Origin of the sequence: Pseudomonas lini, assembly GCF_964063345.1 — a bacterium.
GTDB classification, from domain to species: domain Bacteria; phylum Pseudomonadota; class Gammaproteobacteria; order Pseudomonadales; family Pseudomonadaceae; genus Aquipseudomonas; species Aquipseudomonas lini_B.
Map to the genome: position 1 here is coordinate 2208439 of NZ_OZ061318.1, position 16948 is coordinate 2225386.

The window sequence follows — 16948 nt, forward strand, 5'->3', positions numbered from 1 at the left end:
CGTCGCTCCCCCTCAGGCCGATAAAGTCGCCAGACCCTTTATCCCATGGACGGAGTGCCCCGCGTGTTCTCAGCCTTTCACTTGAGCCGCTATCGCCTGTCAGCCTTTTCGCTGATTGCCACCGCTTTAACCCTCGCCGCGTGTAATACCCTGCCCTCTTCGTCGTCAGTTTCTACTCTGCCGGTCGCCCCGGAAGTCGCCTCCGGTTATCGCACCGACCTGCAGACCCGGCACGCCTCGAAACACATGGCCGCAGCCGCCAACCCACTGGCAGCTGAAGCCGGACGGGAGATGCTGCGTCAGGGCGGCTCGGCGATTGATGCGGCCATTGCCATGCAAGCGGTGTTGACGCTGGTCGAACCGCAATCGTCGGGCATTGGCGGTGGCGCGTTGATTGTGCTGTGGGATGGCAAGGCTGTGCGCACTTACGACGGTCGCGAAACCGCTCCGGCCGGCGCCACCGAGAAACTGTTCCTGCAAGCCGATGGCAAGCCAATGCCGTTCACCCAGGCACAGATCGGCGGGCGCTCGGTGGGGACGCCGGGTGTGTTGCGGGCGCTGGAGCTAGCCCATCAGAAGCACGGTCGCCTGCCGTGGGCGAAGCTATTCGAGCCCGCTATCAAGCTTGCGGAACAAGGCTTCGCCATTTCGCCACGACTGCATCAGTTGATCGCGGCGGATGCGTTTATACCGCGCTCACCGGACATGGCCGCCTATTTTCTGAATGCCGATGGCAGCCCGAAAGCCGTCGGTACGCAACTGAAAAACCCGGCACTCGCCGCTGTATTGAAACGCATCGCCAAGGAAGGTCCCGACGCGCTGTACGCAGGCCCGATCGCGAAAGAGATCGTCGCCAGGGTTCAGGGCCACGCCAACCCCGGCAGCCTGTCGCTGAACGATCTCCAAGGCTACAAGGCCAAGGAACGCACGCCGCTGTGCACCGACTACAAACGCTGGCAGGTCTGCGGCATGCCGCCACCGTCGTCGGGCGGGATCGCCGTGGCGCAAATCCTCGGCACCTTGCAGGCGCTGGAATCCCGCGACCCGCGTTTTGCCCTGGCACCACTCAAACCGGTCAAGACCCGCAAACCGGCGGGCATCGAACCGGCGCCTGAAGCCGTGCACCTGATCGCCGAAGCCGAGCGCCTGGCTTACGCCGACCGCGCACTGTACGTCGCCGACACCGACTTCGTACCCGTGCCGGTAAAAGGTCTGATCGACCCGACTTATCTGGCCAGCCGCGCCGCCTTGATTGGCGACCGTAGCATGGGCCTGGCCAAACCCGGCACCCCACCGGGAATTCAAGTTGCCCATGCGCCGGACCGCTCGCCGCTGCGCATCTCCACCTCGCAAGTGGTGGCGGTCGATGACGAAGGCGGCGCCGTGTCCATGACCACCACCGTGGAAGCAGCGTTTGGCTCGCACCTGATGGTCCAGGGTTTCCTGCTCAACAACCAGATGACCGACTTCTCGTTCATCCCCGAAGAGAACGGACAAAAAGTCGCCAACCGCGTCGAACCGGGTAAACGCCCGCGCTCGTCCATGGCGCCAACGCTGATCTTCGACCGGCAGAACGGCGAGTTCCTGGCCACCGTCGGCTCCCCCGGCGGTTCGCAGATCATCGAATACGTGGCCAAATCCACCATCGGTCTGCTCGACTGGAACCTCGACCCGCAAGCGGCCATCAACCTGCCCAACTTCGGCAGCCGCAACGGCCCGACCGAACTGGAACAGGGGCAGTTCAGTCCGGAGCTGATTCAGGTACTGAAGGAAAAAGGGCACAGCGTAAACGAGATCGACATGACTAGCGGAACCCAGGCAATTGTTCGGGTCAAGGATGCGCAGGGGAAAACGGCATTGGCCGGAGGGGCTGATCCACGGCGCGAGGGAGAAGCGTTGGGGGATTGAGTCATACGCAGAAATGAGAAAAGGCTTACCCGGGAGGTAGGCCTTTTTTATTAGCGAAGAATCCAGGTCTGATCAAGCCGCAGAATCACGCCTGACCTTTTAGAGCTGTTCATGTCGGACAGATAGCATTAAATCGCCAACTGATTGGCAAACTGCCCAACCGCGTTCACCACTTTCTGCGCCCCGTCCTGGATCTCGACAATCACCGTGCCCGCCTCCGCCGCCAGCGCCAGCCCCTGTTCCGCCTGGAGTTTGCCATCGGTCATCAGGGCCACGGCGTTGCGCGCCATGTCCTGGTTCTGGCGTACGACGCCGACAATTTCGTCGGTCGCCTGACTGGTGCGCGAGGCCAGTTGCCGGACTTCGTCAGCCACCACGGCAAAACCTCGACCCTGTTCACCCGCGCGAGCCGCTTCGATGGCCGCGTTGAGCGCCAAAAGATTGGTTTGCTCAGCGATGCCACTGATGGTTTTGACGATGGTGCCAATGACCAATGATTGCTCGTTCAGCGCTTCGATGCCTTCGCCAGCGGTTTGCATATGCCTGGCCAGATCACGCATGACGTTTACCGCTTGAGTGACAACAGTGGTACCGCGTTGGGCGCAATTGTCGGTTTGCTGCGAGGTGCTGTAGGCAATGTCGGCGGCTTCAGCGACAGCCTGCTCCCGATTGACCTGATCGGTAATTACCGTGGCGAATTTCACCACTTTGTAGAGCTTATTGTTGGCGTCGACCACTGGATTATAGGAAGCCTCCAACCAGACCACACGACCATGGCTGTCGATGCGTTTGAATCGATCGGCCACGAACTCACCGGCGTTCAGACGGCGCCAGAAGTTCTGATACTCGGCGCTGTTGTGTTCCTCTGGCGCGCAGAAGGTGCGGTGATGTTTGCCCTGGACCTGCGCCAGGCTGTAACCCATGCCATTGAGGAACCGCTCGTTGGCCGTCAGTACGTTGCCATTGAGATCGAACTCGATGACCGCCGTCGAGCGTACCAGTGCGCCGATCAGGTTCTGATGCTCACGGGACGCCTCGATGGTACGAGTCAGGTCGCTGGAGAAAATCGAGAAGTGCCTGATTCGGCCATCCGAGGACCGCACCGGCTGCATGATCGACCGCAGCCAGGCTTCGGCACCATTGCCGCGCAACAAACGGATCGCGCCGGCAAAGTGCTCGCCACGGGTCAGTGCAGCCTTGAAGCGGTGGTGAAATTCGTCCGATTTAACATGGGCCGGGACGATGTCCTCGATGTGCCGGCCGACCAGATCGTTGCCCTTGTAGAACATTTCACCCATGAAATTCCGGTTGGCCGATTGAATTCGGCCATCGGGGTCAAGGGTCAGGACCAGCATCTCACTGTCCAGGCTCTCCTTGACTTGCTGAAGGCTGAAGAGTTCTTCGCGAAGAGCCGACAGCTCCTGCTTCAAGCGTTTGTTAAACATGGGAAAGTACCGATGGACAGTAGGTAGAAAGCGGCTTACAGCGTAACCATCGGCCTTGGAGATATTTTCTTAAGAGCGTTTGAGGATTGTCCTACAAAAATAGTGGCGGTATGACAGCTTCCTACCGTAGACGCCCTCTGACTGGCACTCTTTTCACAAGGGCACTGGACCGCTCGACACAAGTAGTTTCAGTATGTACTCGCCCCGCCTTCGAGGGCTCACGCTGAAAAGGATCTGAGCATGTTCAAACTCGCAGGACTCACCCTCGCCGCACTCACCCTGAGTGCCACCGCCCACGCCGATGTCGATCTGAATCTGGGCAGTACCGAACGTGTCACCCAGTTGTTCGCCTATCCCAATAACTGCAACGTCATCTGCTATCGCAATTGGACACTGGAACAGACAGTCGAACACTACCTGACTCAAAGCGTACAACGCGATGGCTACAAAACCGCAAAAGTGCTGGTCAAAACCGATAATAAGCAGCTCTACGCCAATATCAGCGGCGTACCCAAAGGTTATGACAAGCCATTGACCGCCTTGCTCAAGGCTGGGGATCTGGCCTACAACGGCGCCAGCAAGTTGAGGACCGATGGTAAATGGACCTATAACTGGTACCTGTTCCTGCCGCTGGGCATGGCACTGGAAAACCGCAAAAGCGTTGAGCTGCTGCACTTTCCGCCGGATTACTCGCTGACCCAGGCCCAGGATTATCTGGAGTCCAAGACCACCGACCGTTGGGCCACGTTGTTGACCGCCAACGGCATCCCCGTCGACCAGACACCGGGCTATCAGACCATCATCGACATCGCGCCGATTGCCGCGCCATCCAGCGCCGGCAAGGACCTGGAGGGCGTCTACAACTACTTCACGGATTACCAGACCACCATGGTCAAGGAAGTCAGCCAAAACGCCAGCGGCGCGGCGTTGCCAATGGTTGCCTTCGGCGCCCCGGTGCGCAACTGGATCAAGCAACAATACGGGCAGACCGTGGACATACTGGGCCTGGCAACCATCAGCCCGAGCGAGGGTGTGAAGGTGCCAGTACTGGGTTCCAACCATCCAAGTTATATCTGGTACGCCGCCGACCCCGAGGCTTATAGCGGCAGCGATGCCCAGGCCAAGGCCGACGCCGCGGGCCTGAAAGTCATGGGGCAGGATTTGAGCGCCGCTTGCTGGCAGGCCGGAATGGGCAGCAAACCGGGCACTGACCCTACCGTTCAGCTGAAAAGCTGTACGCAGACCTGGCAAGTGACCCAGAAAGAAAAAACCTGCGAGCTGTTCTACACCTCGATCCGCAACCTGACGCCCGAACAGGCCGTGGCCAAATGCGCAACAACGACGGTCAAATCTCAGCTGAAACAGCTGAAGACCCCGTCTCTTGCGACCTCCGCTCCTGCCCCACACTTGTAAACGTGAAGGTCTTCTCCCGCGTGAGCCATGGCTGACGCGGGAAAGAGCCTTTTTCGCCTGTCATATCTGACAGTAGAACATTTGTTTCATTTGCGAGAGGCTTGGGGCGTACCCAAGTGCTGCAGAGCTGACCGGATGTCAGCTGAAAGAGGTTGTAGCAGCCATCTGACAAGGATTGTTATGAGAACCCACGCCCAACAAGGAATACCCCCACCGCCACCCAATGGCATCTATCCATTTGTAGAGTTGCCCCTTCGCCTTGGATTCCCTTCCAAGGACGACTTCGAAATCCTCTACAACACCGAGGGCTCGGCAATAGCTGTCACGGCACTGCGCGAGTTCCCCCGCATCAGCCGAATCTGCCGGGTTTCCGGACATTTGTTGCCCTATCGCTGCCGACATACCCGGCAGCTGGCGCCGGGAATCCACGTCTACGATCCGCGCTTCTGTGGTCTGCTAAGCCACTCCTGCGACCCCAACGTCTTTCTTGACATGAGCGAGCTGTGGTTATGGGCGCTCAAGGACATCAAAAAAGGTGACCGACTGACGATGGATTTCGCCGCGACAGAAGACAAACTGCTGCGACAGTTTGCCTGCCGCTGCGGTTGTTCCTGTTGCCGTGGCTGGATCATCGGCTATGACGAGTCGCCGAATGCCAATGGAGAACAGTTTTTTCAACACTGGCGTCGGCGAAGTCTCAGCTGAAAGGCTTCTTACAACGCCTCGACCGGGCGCAAACGGTACTGCGGCGGTAACTGTTCGAAACCGCTGATCGTGGCGTTCAGGCTTTTCCAGCGACCGTCCTTGATGCCGTAGATGCAGCCGTGAATCGACAGGCTCTGCCCACGGTGCCAGGCGTTTTGCACAATGCTGGTATGACCGACATTGGCCACTTGCTGGATCACGTTGAGCTCGCAGAGGCGGTCGACCCGTTCTTCTTCAGTGGGTAACTTGGCCAGTTCGTCGCGCTTTTCATAATAGAGATCGCGGATCGAGCGCAGCCAGCCGTCGATCAGGCCCAACTGACGGTCCTGCATCGAGGCGCGTACACCGCCGCAGCCATAGTGACCGGTGACCAGGATGTGTTTGACCTTGAGCACATCGACCGCGTACTGAATAACCGACAGACAGTTGAGGTCGGTGTGCAGTACAACGTTGGCCACGTTGCGGTGCACGAACAAGTCGCCTGGCAACATGCCCACAATCTCGTTCGCCGGCACGCGGGCATCGGAGCAACCGATCCACAGGTATTCCGGGGTTTGTTGACGGGCCAGCTTGGCGAAGAAATCAGGATCTTCCTGGGTGATCGCGTCGGCCCAGCGCTCATTGTTATCAATCAGATCTTGTAATTCGTTCATGCAATGAAGCCTCAAGAATGATTTGCTGCTTTGACAGACAACCCTGTGTCGGGGTCACGCGCGAGATGCAGATACCCCCTAATGCATTAAATGGCTATCCGGCGCTCCCTGCCGGTGGAATTCTCGCAAGCCCAGTAGGTCAACTGTAGTAAGGCCTACAGTATGAGGGAATGCCATGACTGATTCACGACGTCCGTTCGATGAGGCGCAACCCGAGCCCGTCGACGACAACGAAGACCGCATGGGCTCAGTGCATGAGCTGGATTTCGACGAGGAAGAACCGAGCGCCAGAATCGGCGACTTGATCCCCGAACGCGAGCGCGCGCAGAAGATGCCCGACGAACGCATCCGTGAAGCTGGTATGACCGGGGGCTCGACCGATGACCATGAATCCACCGACGATGACATGAGCCCGGAAACCTTGATCCGTGAAGACGGCGCACGAGACGCCCGCGAAGAGGGTGAAGGCGACCAGGCGGATTGGGATTTGAGCATTGTCGATGAAGACGACATCGGCGGAGGCAATGGGCTGGATGAAGCAGAGATGGCGCGGCGCGATCCAATGGATGGCAAGCGTTGATCGTTTCGTCAGTGAGGACGCCTTCGCGGGCAAGTCGGATCGCCGCACCGCTCGCTCCTACAGGTTCTGGGTCGTTCACATCTTATGTTCGACACCGATCCCGTAGGAGCGAGGCTTGCCCGCGAAGCTTTTAAAGGGGATCAGTCAACCAAGGTGCAGGCCATGACGACCGCATCTTCACGCCCGCCAACCGCCGGGTAGTAGTCCCGTCGACGGCCGATTTCGTTGAACCCATACCGCTCGTACAACCGAAATGCCGCCCGGTTGCTATCACGCACTTCCAGAAAACATTCCCGCGCCTCTGCCTTGTAGGCAATCGACATCAAATGCTCCAGCAGCGTCAAACCCAGGCCTCGGCCCTGATTTTCCGGTTTGACGGTGATGTTCAGCAAATGTGCTTCGTCGAGAATGATCTGCACCACGCCATGACCGACCTGCTGCTGCCCTTCGAACATCAGCCAGATCTGATACTTGCCCAGGCCATCGAGAAAAATCCCGCGGGTCCAGGGGTGGCTGTAAGCCGCGTATTCAATTTTCAGTACAGTGTCCAGGTCCGCCTCGGTCATCGGGCGGAACGATACAGCGTCACTCATTCGATTCTTTCCAGCGCGCCATCAGCCGACGCATGGCTTGCCAGACATCAGCCTTACGCTGTGGCTCTTCCATTAATAATTCAAGACCCGGCAGGGCCCAGACCGAACCCAGGCCTTCGACCTGAAGTTCACGGTTGAAGGATTCGGCATTGGCCTCACCGGCAAAACGTACCGCCGGCAAGCCGATCAGCCACAGGCAGACGCATGGAGCGTCTTCCAGACGGGCCGACAGAAAGCCTTGTACGAAATCCCGAGCCGCTTCCGGCCCTTGATCCATGGTGCCGCGAGCCAGCAGTGGCCAGCGCACCGGCTCGCCGATGATCTGTGGGCTGTCTGGCAGGCCGGCGGCGCGCAGCATGTCCTTGAGCAACAGATACGCCGGATCGCGGGTCTGGAAGCTTTCGCCTGTGGGTAACTCCACCAGCAACAGGCAACGACCGGCGCGCAGCAATTGCAGGGCGAAACGCGGCGGCGGAATGACCGGCGCCTTGACCGCGACCGGAGCCTCCTCTTCTTCGACCTTGGCGTTCGTGCGGGTGCTGGCCAACGATGGCCGCGGCACCTCGATTTTTACCCGTTCGGCCGGTTTGGCCGCAGGTTCCACGGGCGCCTGCGCCACGGGAGCCGGCGCAACCGGGGTGACGACCAATGGCTCGGGCATCTCCAGCAGTTCGGGGCGCGAGGGCGCAGCAAAGGGCAATTCGGTGCGCGGCAGCCAGTTGACCACCTGCATGGCGGTCAAATAAGCGCGGCGACGGGACTCGATAAGCAAAGGTCGGCCACTTGTGGATAACTAAAGTGCGGTGATTCTACCGCCCTTCGCTCAAGATCGCCCACGCTTGATCGATAGAAAGCCAACTGTCCGTCCCGAGAGTGAATCGCAACGGGCGTGATGCAGTACAATCGCTGCTTTTAATTGCCAACCAGCCGGCCATTCCGATGATCGAACCCAAGCGCGTCTTGCGCGCCCTCGCTGAACACTGGGCACTTCTGGAGCCACTGTGCGAGCACTTCGACCAAGGCACATTGAGCCTCAACGAACTGCGCACGCAACTGGCAGCCCAGCAACTCGACAGTACACCGCAGGACATCACCAGCCTGCTGGACGTGTGGATCCGCCTCGACATTCTGGTTCCCGTGGCGAAAAGCCCGAACCGTTTCGAGCTCAACGCGCAGATCCACGACTTCCTCGCTTACTTGCGCCGTGAGCACCGTCTGGGCCTGTGCCTGGAAATCGAAGCTTATTTGCGCCATCTCGAGCGCCTGGCCGGTTACATCCAGGACGCCTTCGACATCCGCGACGGCCACGATCTGGCGCGCCAGTTGCGTCTGCTCGATATGCGCGTGCGGGACGTTCTGAAGAAACTCGCCAACGACGAACAGGCCCTGGTGGCCGTCGCCGAGCGGGCCAAGACCAGCGACCGGCAGATCCCGCTACGTCAGCGCTACGCTGAAGTACTGGCGACCTGGGATGAATACGTCGAACCGATGATTCAGTTGGTGAACGCCGACGGCGCCTTCGAACAAGGTGTGCGCAAGGTCGAAAACGTCCTGCTGAAGATGCTCACTGAACAGCAGCGCCTCGGCCATCTGGTCGATGACGACATGCTGCTGCGCACCCACGCGCGCATCCTCGAAATGCAGACCAGTGCCCAGTTGACCTTGCGTCATGCCCGTGAACTGCTACTGCCGCTGCGTGAAGAAGCCCGCCGGCACAACGCCGTGACCCGTGGTGCGGCGCTGGCCTTGTCGGCCATTCGTCGTAAAGGTATCGATGCGGTGCCACAAGCGGCAATGCCGATGTTCACCCGGCCGCAAAGCACCTTCCTCGGCAGCGCCAGTCAGGTCGAAGCCTACGTGTACGCCCTGGCCCGTTTCGAGCCGAAACCTGCGCGTTTCCCCAAGGCTCACAAGACCCAGAAAGGCGAAGCCCCGCGCGCGCCACGCACGGTTCGGGAGATGCTCGAACGCTGCGAAGACGCCCTGCCGATGCCGGACCTGATGACCTGGCTGCTCGAGCAGGAGCCGGACGGCGCTACCGACGAATTGCTTTATTGGTTCTCGCGCCTGTCGCGGGAAAAACGCTTTACACGCGAGCGTCTGGAACGCCGCGATTACCACACTCATGAGCACCAGGTCAGCCTGCGCTCCTTCGCCCTGCTCTCGGCCCGCGACACCGCCGAGGATTCTGCGAGCACCCCACATGCATCTTGATCTAAACGAACTATCCCAGCTGGCGCCGATCTTTCGCGAGCTATTCAAGGGCTACCACGTCAGCCGCCGTGATCCGGAGCTGTACGCGCAACTGTCAAACTTCCAGGACCAGTACCGCACGCTATTCAAGGCTCTGGGCTTTGAACTGGTCTGCGACACCCGTGGCTTCTACTACTTCGTCCCGGACCTCGCCGCTGCGGCGGTGAACAAGACTGCCCAGCGTCTGGCGCTGTTCACCTTCATTCTCGTCGAGCATCTGGCCGATCAGGGCCGTGACCCGGTCGCCGTACTCGACGGCGGCAGCCTTGGTCGCGATGAACTGCCTTCCTTGCTGGAAAAGTACCGCGACTTGTTCATCCAGGCTGAAGTGCAGACCGTGGAAGAACTCGAAGAAAAAATCATGCGCCGGATGACGCAGCTTGGTTTTGCCGGCGAAGAAAACGGCATCTACCGTTTCCTGCCGCCGATGCACCGTTTCCTCGATGTTTGCCTGTCGGTCCAGCAGGATCGCGATCTGGCAGCCAGTCTGCACAGCGTGCTGCCATTGCCGGTGCCAGTGTTGATCGACGACGACAGTGACGAAAAGCTGCTGCAAACCGACGATCCGCTAGACCTCAGTGACTTCGAAGAAGAAAACGAAGAAGACGCCATGGCCCGCGCCATTGCCGAAGAACAGGAGACCGACGCATGAGCAAGGAACGCTACGGCATTCGCCGCTTTGCCCTTTTGAACACCGCCGGTTACAGCCTCGGCCTGTTCCCGCTGGAAGAGCCGCTGTCGGTCTACGGCGCGAACAACCTCGGTAAATCTGCCTCGATCAACGCCTTGCAGTTCCCGATTCTGGCGCGCATGTCGGACATGAGTTTCGGCAAGTACAGCCTGGAGCAATCCCGGCGTTTCTACTTCGCCTCCGACACCAGTTACATCCTGGTGGAAGTCTCCCTGCCCCACGGCCCGCACGTGATCGGCGTGGTCGGACGCGGCCCGGGCGGCGGTTTCGGTCACCAGTTTTTCGCCTATGCCGGCAAACTGGACCTGGCGCATTACCAGAAAAACGACACCTGCCTGCGCCAGAAAGAGCTGTTCACCAACCTTGAGCGCGAAGGCCTGAAAGCCTACGAACTCAAACCTGATGAGTTGCGTCGATTGCTGGTCGGTGGCCACACTTCGATTCCGCTGGACCTGACGTTGATCCCGCTGCGCTCCACCAGCGAACAGAGCCTGAAGACCTTCCGCGCCCTGTTCATCAACTTGCTGCACATGCGCGAAATCACCGCGGCCAAACTCAAGCAGCTATTCCTCGATGCTTTCGAACACAGCCTGCGTTCCGGTAGCGTCGATTACATCGCCGCGTGTGAAGAAGCGTTCCGCGATGTACGTCGCATGGAGCAGGATTACAACTCGCTCGTCACCGCTGGCCCGCTGGTTGAAGCTCTGGCCGCTGGCGTGGCCCAGCGCAATATCCTGCGCGGCAAACTGCACCGGATCTCGCCGCTGCTCGATTCCTTGCTCGGCACCTGGTCGGACTACGCCAGCGCGCGCAAGGAAGAACTGACGATTCAGGCCGAGCACTACCGCAACGAGCAGGACGCGTTGCAAAATGATCAGCGCGGCGGCACTCAGGAGCTGATGCGTCTGGAGCGGGAAATCACTGGCATCCAACGCTGGCTCGGCGAGTTGTCGGTGCTCAAGCATCGCTTCGCCCTGGTCGATGACGTCAAAGTCCTCGAGCAGCAACTGCTCGCGGCCAAGGATGCTCACGACGAACTGGCCGGTGCGCTGGCCCAGTCGCGACAGTTCAGCGCCGAAGACCTGGAAGAGCGTCTGCGGGATCTGGAAAAACGCCTGAAATCGGTGAAGCAGCAACTCGATCACGCCGACAACAACAGCTACGCCCGTTTGCGCGAAGAGTTTTCGCAGCAGGACGTCGAGCGCCTGATGCGCCTGTTCAACAGCGCGTTGTTCAGCCTGCCATTGGGCGAGCACGGCATTACGCTGGACGAGGACGGTCAGTGGGTCAAATCCATGGAACTGATCCTTGATGGCTTCAAAGGCGAGCGCTTCGAAGTGCCGGGCCTGTCCATCGACATCTCGCACATTGAGCCGCCAGCGTTGCAAGCCCTGGCTGACCGCGCGGCGTTGCGCGATCAGAAAGACCGTCTGGAAAAAGAACTCAAGCAGCTGAAAACTCAAGCTGCCGTGGCAGCCGACCGTGCGGCCAGCAAGACCCAGACCGAAGCGCTGTACCAGCAAGTGCTGGATGCGCAGAAAGCCCTGGAGGACTTCCGCCGCGCGCAAACCCTGAGCGCCGAAGAAGGCGACAAGCTTGAGCAATTGGCACAGATGGAAGCCGCTCAGGACGAATTGAAGCGTTCCAGCGACGCCTTCACCGAACGCGTCCAGCAACTGTCGGCCAAGCTGCAACTGGTCGGCCGGCAGATCGGCGACATGGAAGCCAAGCAACGCACCCTCGACGACGCCCTGCGCCGCCGTCAGTTGTTGCCGGCAGACTTGCCGTTCGGCACGCCGTTCATGGACCCGATCGACGATTCCATGGACAACCTGCTGCCGTTGCTCAACGACTATCAGGACAGTTGGCAAGGTTTGCAGCGCAGCGATGGTCAAATCGAGGCGCTGTACGCTCAGGTCCGCCTCAAGGGTGTGGCCAAGTTCGACAGCGAAGACGATATGGAGCGTCGCCTGCAACTGCTGATCAACGCGTACGCACACCGCACCGACGAAGCCCTGACGCTGGGCAAGGCACGCCGTGCAGCGGTTACCGACATCGCCCGGACCCTGCGCAACATCCGCAGCGACTATGACAGCCTCGAACATCAACTGGCGCTGTTCAACCGCGAGATCAACAAGCGTCAGGTCTCCAACCTGCAAAGCTTCCGCATCGTGCTCGCGCCGAACAAGGAAGCGCTCAAGCACATCGACCAGATCATCCACAGCGCCGGCCAATACGAAGAAGGCGAAACCCTTTCCGTGTTCGACCTGAGCCAAAGTGCCGATCAGGACAACAAGAACGAAGAAGCCAAGGAATATCTGGCGCGGCTGGTGGCGGCGAACCACAACCAGCTCGGCCTCAAAGACTTGTTCGAACTGGCCTTCGAGATCACCAAGGTCAATGGTCAGCCGGTCATCCACACCGACATCGACGGCGCCGCGTCCAACGGCACCACGATGACCATCAAGGCGCTGACCAACATGTACTTGTTGCTGCACTTGATGGACCGCGACCAGGCCGGTCGCGTGCGCCTGCCGTACTACCTCGACGAGGCGGCGGACATCGACGAGAAGAACCAGGCAGCGTTGCTGGAAACCAGCCTGCAACTGGGCTTCGTGCCGATTCTGGCGAGTGTGAAGCCGCAAGTTTGCGCCAGTGTCGCCATCGACCTGGAAGGCGGCAGCGGCCCGAACGGTATCTACATCGACGAGGCGGACTGGAAGTACATCCGTCGCCACGATGAAGTGAAGGCAACCGTCAACGCGCAGGCGGACGAACCGGAGCTGGATGCAGTCTGACGTTTGAATCGAAGGTAATAAAAAGGCCGCGATCCAATGGATCGCGGCCTTTTTTATTTATGGGTACATTCTTGAAGCTTCAGTGAACTTGACGGCCCCTTCGCGGGCAAGCCCGCTCCCACAGTATTTGGTGGTGTACACAATATTTGTGTACGACGCAGATCCCTGTGGGAGGGGGCTTGCTCGCGAAAGCGACATCACAGACGCCGATAAACTACTTGCCGATTGTGATCTTCGGCGCCCAGGTCAGCCACTCATCTTCGAACTGGTCGAACAGCGGGAACGTTTGCTCGGGCCGCGCCGGAACACCCATGCGGTCGCCATCCGGTGTGGCAAAAGCAATGCCGCCCTGAACAAGCGTCTCCAGCGACTCAGTGCGTATTGTCGCGCCTTTGAACAAGCCGTAGTCGAAACCAAAACCACTGGTGTTCCAGAACCGCGTGCCACTGCGCACCAGCGGTGCATATTTCGGCTCGATCAGTATGTGTACCAATACTCGATCAGCCGTCTGGCCCAACTCATAACCGGTCACCTTGCCTACCGTTATTTCGCGATAGGTGACGGGGACGCCAGTCTTCAGCGAACCTCGACGAGCAGCGCTCAACACCAAACTTAAACCAGCCTCTTCTTTGGCGGTTTCCGGAGGATTGGTCAAGGCCACGAAGGTCTTCTGCGGGCCGAGGTTCTTCGGCGCCGGTTGCACTTCGATGTATTGCCCGGTGACCAAAGTCTCGAGGTTCGAGGTTTTAATCAGGCCGAGCTCAGGTTTGACCACCCAGAACTGACTGCCGACCCGAGCGATACGCTCCGGCACTTCTGTGATTCGCGCGGTCAGCAGTACTGATTGAAGGTCATCACTGAGGTCGACGTCCTCAATCTTGCCCACGTCCAGGCCTTTGAATCGAACCGGCGTGCCACTGCGCAGGCCATCGGCGCGATCGACCTTGATCGTCACCATAGTGCCTTTCTGCGTTGCCTCATCATGGTTGGCATGCAGGCGGAAACGTGGAATACGCTTTTGCAATGGCGCTTTGGCTTCCGGGGTTTCGAAGGCGATGCCACCGGCCATCAGGCTCTGCAACGACTCACTTTTGACCTGGATGCCGCCGGTCAACCCACCGGTGAGCGTGATGCCGCTGGCATTCCAGAAACGTGTCGAGGCGTTGACCAGCCCTTCGTATTCCTTCTCGATATGCACCCCGATCACCAGCTGCTTTTTTGTGCGGGAGAATTGATAGCTCTGAACCGAACCGACCTTGACCTGTTTGTAGAGAATCGGACTGCCGACTTCCAGTGAACCAAGGTTCTCGGTGAACAGCACCAGGTGCAGGCCTGGCGAACGAAGATCCAGCGGCGGCGCCTTGGCCCGGGCTTCAAACTCGCGCTGCGGTGCACCGCCCTTGTCGCCAGGCCGCACGGCGATGTAGTTACCTTTGACCAGCGCTTCCAGGCCGGTAATACCAGCGAGCGAAATCGATGGTTTGACCACCCAGAACTGCGTGCCGGTGACCAAGTACTCCTCGGCCAGCGGATCCAGAGTCAACTCAGCGGTCGCACTGGACAGGTCCGGATCAATCTTGAGCGTTTTCAGATTGCCGACCTGAATGCCCTTGTACATCACCGGCGTACGGCCGGCCTGCAGGCCTTCGAAATCGCTGAGTTTGACCTTGACCCGAATTCCCGCTGCGGCCGCATCGAAATCCTCATAGAGACGGAACGGCAGGCTCGGATCGGTGGGCGGGCTATCCTTGCGGTTCTCTGGAGTGGCAAATGCAATCCCACCGGCGACGATGCTGGCGAGGGACTCGCTACGCACTTTCACACCAGAAAGGTTGGCGTCGATACTGATGCCGCTGGCATTCCAGAAACGTGTGTGTTTGCGTACAAGGCTGGCGTAGGTCGGTTCAATGAAGACTTTGAGTTCGACTGTACTTTGGTCTGCGGACAGCACGTAGCTTTTGATCTGACCGACCTGGATCTGCTTGTAGAACACTGGGCTGCCGCGATTCAGCGAGCCGAGGCGATCGGCCTTGATGGTCAGGTGCAGGCCGGGTTGGGCGTCCGAGAGCGGAGGCTCTTGGGCCAGAGCCTTGAACTTGCGGGTCGGCTCGCCTTCGCCCGGGCTGACGGCCACGTAGTTACCCGAGACCAGCGTCTCCAGGCCCGTGATACCGGCCAGACTCACGCTCGGTTTGACCAGCCAGAAACGCGTGCTGGTCCTGAGGTATTGCTCCACGTCCTTGTTCATCTCGATGGTGGCAATTACCCCTTTTGAGCTGCCTTCGTCATCGAGTTTGAGGGCTTTCACCTTACCGACCGACATGCCTTTGTAAACGACTTCAGTCTTGTTGGCCTGAACGCCTTCACCGCTTTCGAAGCGCACCTGAATCTCGATGCCCGTCTCGCTGTAGGCACGCCAGCCGAGCCAGCCGCCAATGATCAAGGCAATCAGGGGCAACACCCAAATGGCGGACCAGTTCGAGGCCGGTCGGGTTTTCGCTTTAGGCAAATCAGTCATGGTCGTCGTCCGACTCCGTGTTATCCCAAATCAGTCGGGGATCGAAAGTTACTGCGGCAAGCATCGTCAGAATCACCACACTGGCGAAGGCGATGGCACCAAGGTTGGCTTCGACGCTGGCAAGCCGTCCGAAATTCACAACCGCCACCAGGATGGCGATTACAAAGATATCCAGCATTGACCAGCGACCGATGAACTCGATGAAGCGGTACATCCAAATGCGCTGGCGTGCCGAGAGTGGCTGGCGGCGTTGCACCGAAAACAGCAGCAAACCTATCCCCACCAGCTTGAACGTGGGTACCAGAATACTGGCGATAAAAACCACGGCCGCGATTGGAATCATGCCGTGCTGAACCAGTTGGATCACACCGGACATGATGGTGCTAGGATCGCCCTGGCCCAGGGAACTGACGGTCATGATCGGCAGAACATTGGCCGGGATGTAGAGAATCGCGCCTGTGATCAACAACGCCCAGGTACGCATCAGGCTGTTCGGGCGGCGGGCATGAACCAGCGCACCGCAGCGGGTGCAGACCTGCTCGTCTGTATCAGCTTCCTGCTTGTTCAACTCATGGCATTCGGCACAAATCAGAATGCCTGCATCAATCGCCCGCATGGGCATCTTCTCCTGATAGAGCCTGCCAGATCTGGTGCGGCGACATCACCACTTCCAACCAGACCTGGACTAACAACAAACTAATAAAACACGCCAGACCAAGACCTACGGTGATCGCTGCCATATCGGCCAATTTGACGATCGCAACCAGTACGCCCATGAGGTAAACCTCGAGCATCCCCCAGTCCCGTAGATGGTGATAAATGCGGTAGAGCAGCAAGCCGTAACTACGTCCGAGATCGAAGCGAATACTCAGCAACACGAACAGCTGGCAAAGCAGCTTGAGCAGCGGAATCCCCATGCTGCAGAGAAACACCACAACCGCTACGCCTTGCATACCCGTATCGAACAGACCGACAACGCCGCTCCAGACAGTGTCGTGCGACGACTGTCCGAGTAGATGGAGCTGCATGATGGGTAAAAAGTTCGCTGGAATAAACAACAACAGTGCGGCGATGACCAAGGCGAGACTGCGCTGCACGACATTGTGTCGATGGGCATACAGCTCATAACCGCAACGTACACAAATGGCTTTCTCACCATGAGCAAGCTCAGGCTTGCGCATCAGCAAGTCGCACTCATGACACGCTACCAAGTCGTCCAGCGGTAAATCTGACAGCCCTGGGGCGTCAACCGGATCTGGCATAGAGGCTCTGGCTCCAAAAAAGTTGGACCTATTCTAGTGTCCTGACTCGAAAATAACTGTGCAATTTTGTGCTGTCGCCAGAGTGCTTTTTCCAGCGGACAAACAAAACCCCTACCTGCATACGCAGAT

At 59.1% G+C, this 16948-nt stretch carries 14 protein-coding genes; 7 read left to right on the plus strand and 7 right to left on the minus strand.

The window, feature by feature from the left end; translation table 11 throughout:
* The first annotated feature begins 63 nt into the window (after window positions 1–63).
* Window positions 64–1908: a gamma-glutamyltransferase gene (ggt, locus tag AB3226_RS09895; RefSeq protein WP_367372945.1), complete on the plus strand. Its 1845-nt coding sequence runs from the start codon at window positions 64–66 to the stop codon at window positions 1906–1908.
* 128 nt (window positions 1909–2036) lie between these two features.
* On the opposite strand, the gene AB3226_RS09900 is transcribed toward ggt, so the two are convergent.
* Window positions 2037–3353: a methyl-accepting chemotaxis protein gene (locus AB3226_RS09900; protein WP_367372946.1), complete on the minus strand. Its 1317-nt coding sequence runs from the start codon at window positions 3351–3353 to the stop codon at window positions 2037–2039.
* Window positions 3354–3593: 240 nt separating this feature from the next.
* Between AB3226_RS09900 and AB3226_RS09905 the strand changes: the two genes are divergently transcribed.
* Window positions 3594–4766: a hypothetical protein gene (locus tag AB3226_RS09905; RefSeq protein ID WP_367372947.1), complete on the plus strand. Its 1173-nt coding sequence runs from the start codon at window positions 3594–3596 to the stop codon at window positions 4764–4766.
* A gap of 180 nt (window positions 4767–4946) precedes the next feature.
* Window positions 4947–5471: an SET domain-containing protein gene (locus tag AB3226_RS09910; protein ID WP_367372948.1), complete on the plus strand. Its 525-nt coding sequence runs from the start codon at window positions 4947–4949 to the stop codon at window positions 5469–5471.
* A gap of 8 nt (window positions 5472–5479) precedes the next feature.
* On the opposite strand, the gene can is transcribed toward AB3226_RS09910, so the two are convergent.
* On the minus strand, window positions 5480–6124 hold the full coding sequence (gene can / locus AB3226_RS09915; protein ID WP_048397734.1) for a carbonate dehydratase: 645 nt from the start codon (window positions 6122–6124) through the stop codon (window positions 5480–5482).
* Window positions 6125–6299: 175 nt separating this feature from the next.
* On the opposite strand from can, the gene AB3226_RS09920 reads away from it, so the two are divergent.
* Window positions 6300–6704 (plus strand): serine kinase/phosphatase, encoded by a 405-nt coding sequence (locus tag AB3226_RS09920; protein ID WP_367372949.1) that lies wholly within the window; start codon window positions 6300–6302, stop codon window positions 6702–6704.
* A 140-nt stretch (window positions 6705–6844) separates the two neighbouring features.
* Here AB3226_RS09920 and rimI read toward each other — a convergent pair whose 3' ends face one another.
* Together rimI and AB3226_RS09930 are read right to left on the minus strand one after the other, a co-directional pair.
* The gene (rimI, locus tag AB3226_RS09925) at window positions 6845–7297 is read right to left on the minus strand and encodes a ribosomal protein S18-alanine N-acetyltransferase (protein ID WP_007896888.1); all 453 of its coding nucleotides are present in this window, start codon (window positions 7295–7297) and stop codon (window positions 6845–6847) included.
* A complete protein-coding gene (locus AB3226_RS09930; protein WP_367375778.1) occupies window positions 7290–8030 on the minus strand; it encodes an energy transducer TonB in 741 nt (246 codons plus the stop codon). Before AB3226_RS09930 ends, rimI begins: the two co-directional genes overlap by 8 nt.
* 206 nt (window positions 8031–8236) lie before the next feature.
* On the opposite strand from AB3226_RS09930, the gene mksB reads away from it, so the two are divergent.
* From mksB to mksF, 3 genes are read left to right on the plus strand one after another with little or no spacing between them, the layout of a single operon-like run.
* Window positions 8237–9511: an Mks condensin complex protein MksB gene (gene mksB / locus AB3226_RS09935; protein WP_367372950.1), complete on the plus strand. Its 1275-nt coding sequence runs from the start codon at window positions 8237–8239 to the stop codon at window positions 9509–9511.
* The gene (mksE, locus tag AB3226_RS09940; protein WP_367372951.1) at window positions 9501–10202 is read left to right on the plus strand and encodes an Mks condensin complex protein MksE; all 702 of its coding nucleotides are present in this window, start codon (window positions 9501–9503) and stop codon (window positions 10200–10202) included. The genes mksB and mksE overlap by 11 nt, the downstream gene beginning before the upstream one ends.
* On the plus strand, window positions 10199–13039 hold the full coding sequence (gene mksF, locus AB3226_RS09945; RefSeq protein WP_367372952.1) for an Mks condensin complex protein MksF: 2841 nt from the start codon (window positions 10199–10201) through the stop codon (window positions 13037–13039). Before mksE ends, mksF begins: the two co-directional genes overlap by 4 nt.
* 214 nt (window positions 13040–13253) lie before the next feature.
* Here mksF and AB3226_RS09950 read toward each other — a convergent pair whose 3' ends face one another.
* Genes AB3226_RS09950 through AB3226_RS09960 form a run of 3 tightly spaced genes read right to left on the minus strand, consistent with a single transcriptional unit; the run spans window position 13254 to window position 16819 of the window.
* Window positions 13254–15557: an MlaD family protein gene (locus tag AB3226_RS09950; RefSeq protein ID WP_367372953.1), complete on the minus strand. Its 2304-nt coding sequence runs from the start codon at window positions 15555–15557 to the stop codon at window positions 13254–13256.
* Complete coding sequence (locus tag AB3226_RS09955; RefSeq protein ID WP_367372954.1) at window positions 15550–16173, minus strand: paraquat-inducible protein A; 624 nt, start codon at window positions 16171–16173, stop codon at window positions 15550–15552. The genes AB3226_RS09950 and AB3226_RS09955 overlap by 8 nt, the downstream gene beginning before the upstream one ends.
* Window positions 16160–16819 carry a paraquat-inducible protein A gene (locus AB3226_RS09960; RefSeq protein ID WP_367372955.1) on the minus strand — a complete coding sequence of 220 codons (660 nt, stop codon included), beginning with the start codon at window positions 16817–16819 and terminating at the stop codon, window positions 16160–16162. Before AB3226_RS09960 ends, AB3226_RS09955 begins: the two co-directional genes overlap by 14 nt.
* Window positions 16820–16948: the final 129 nt, after the last annotated feature.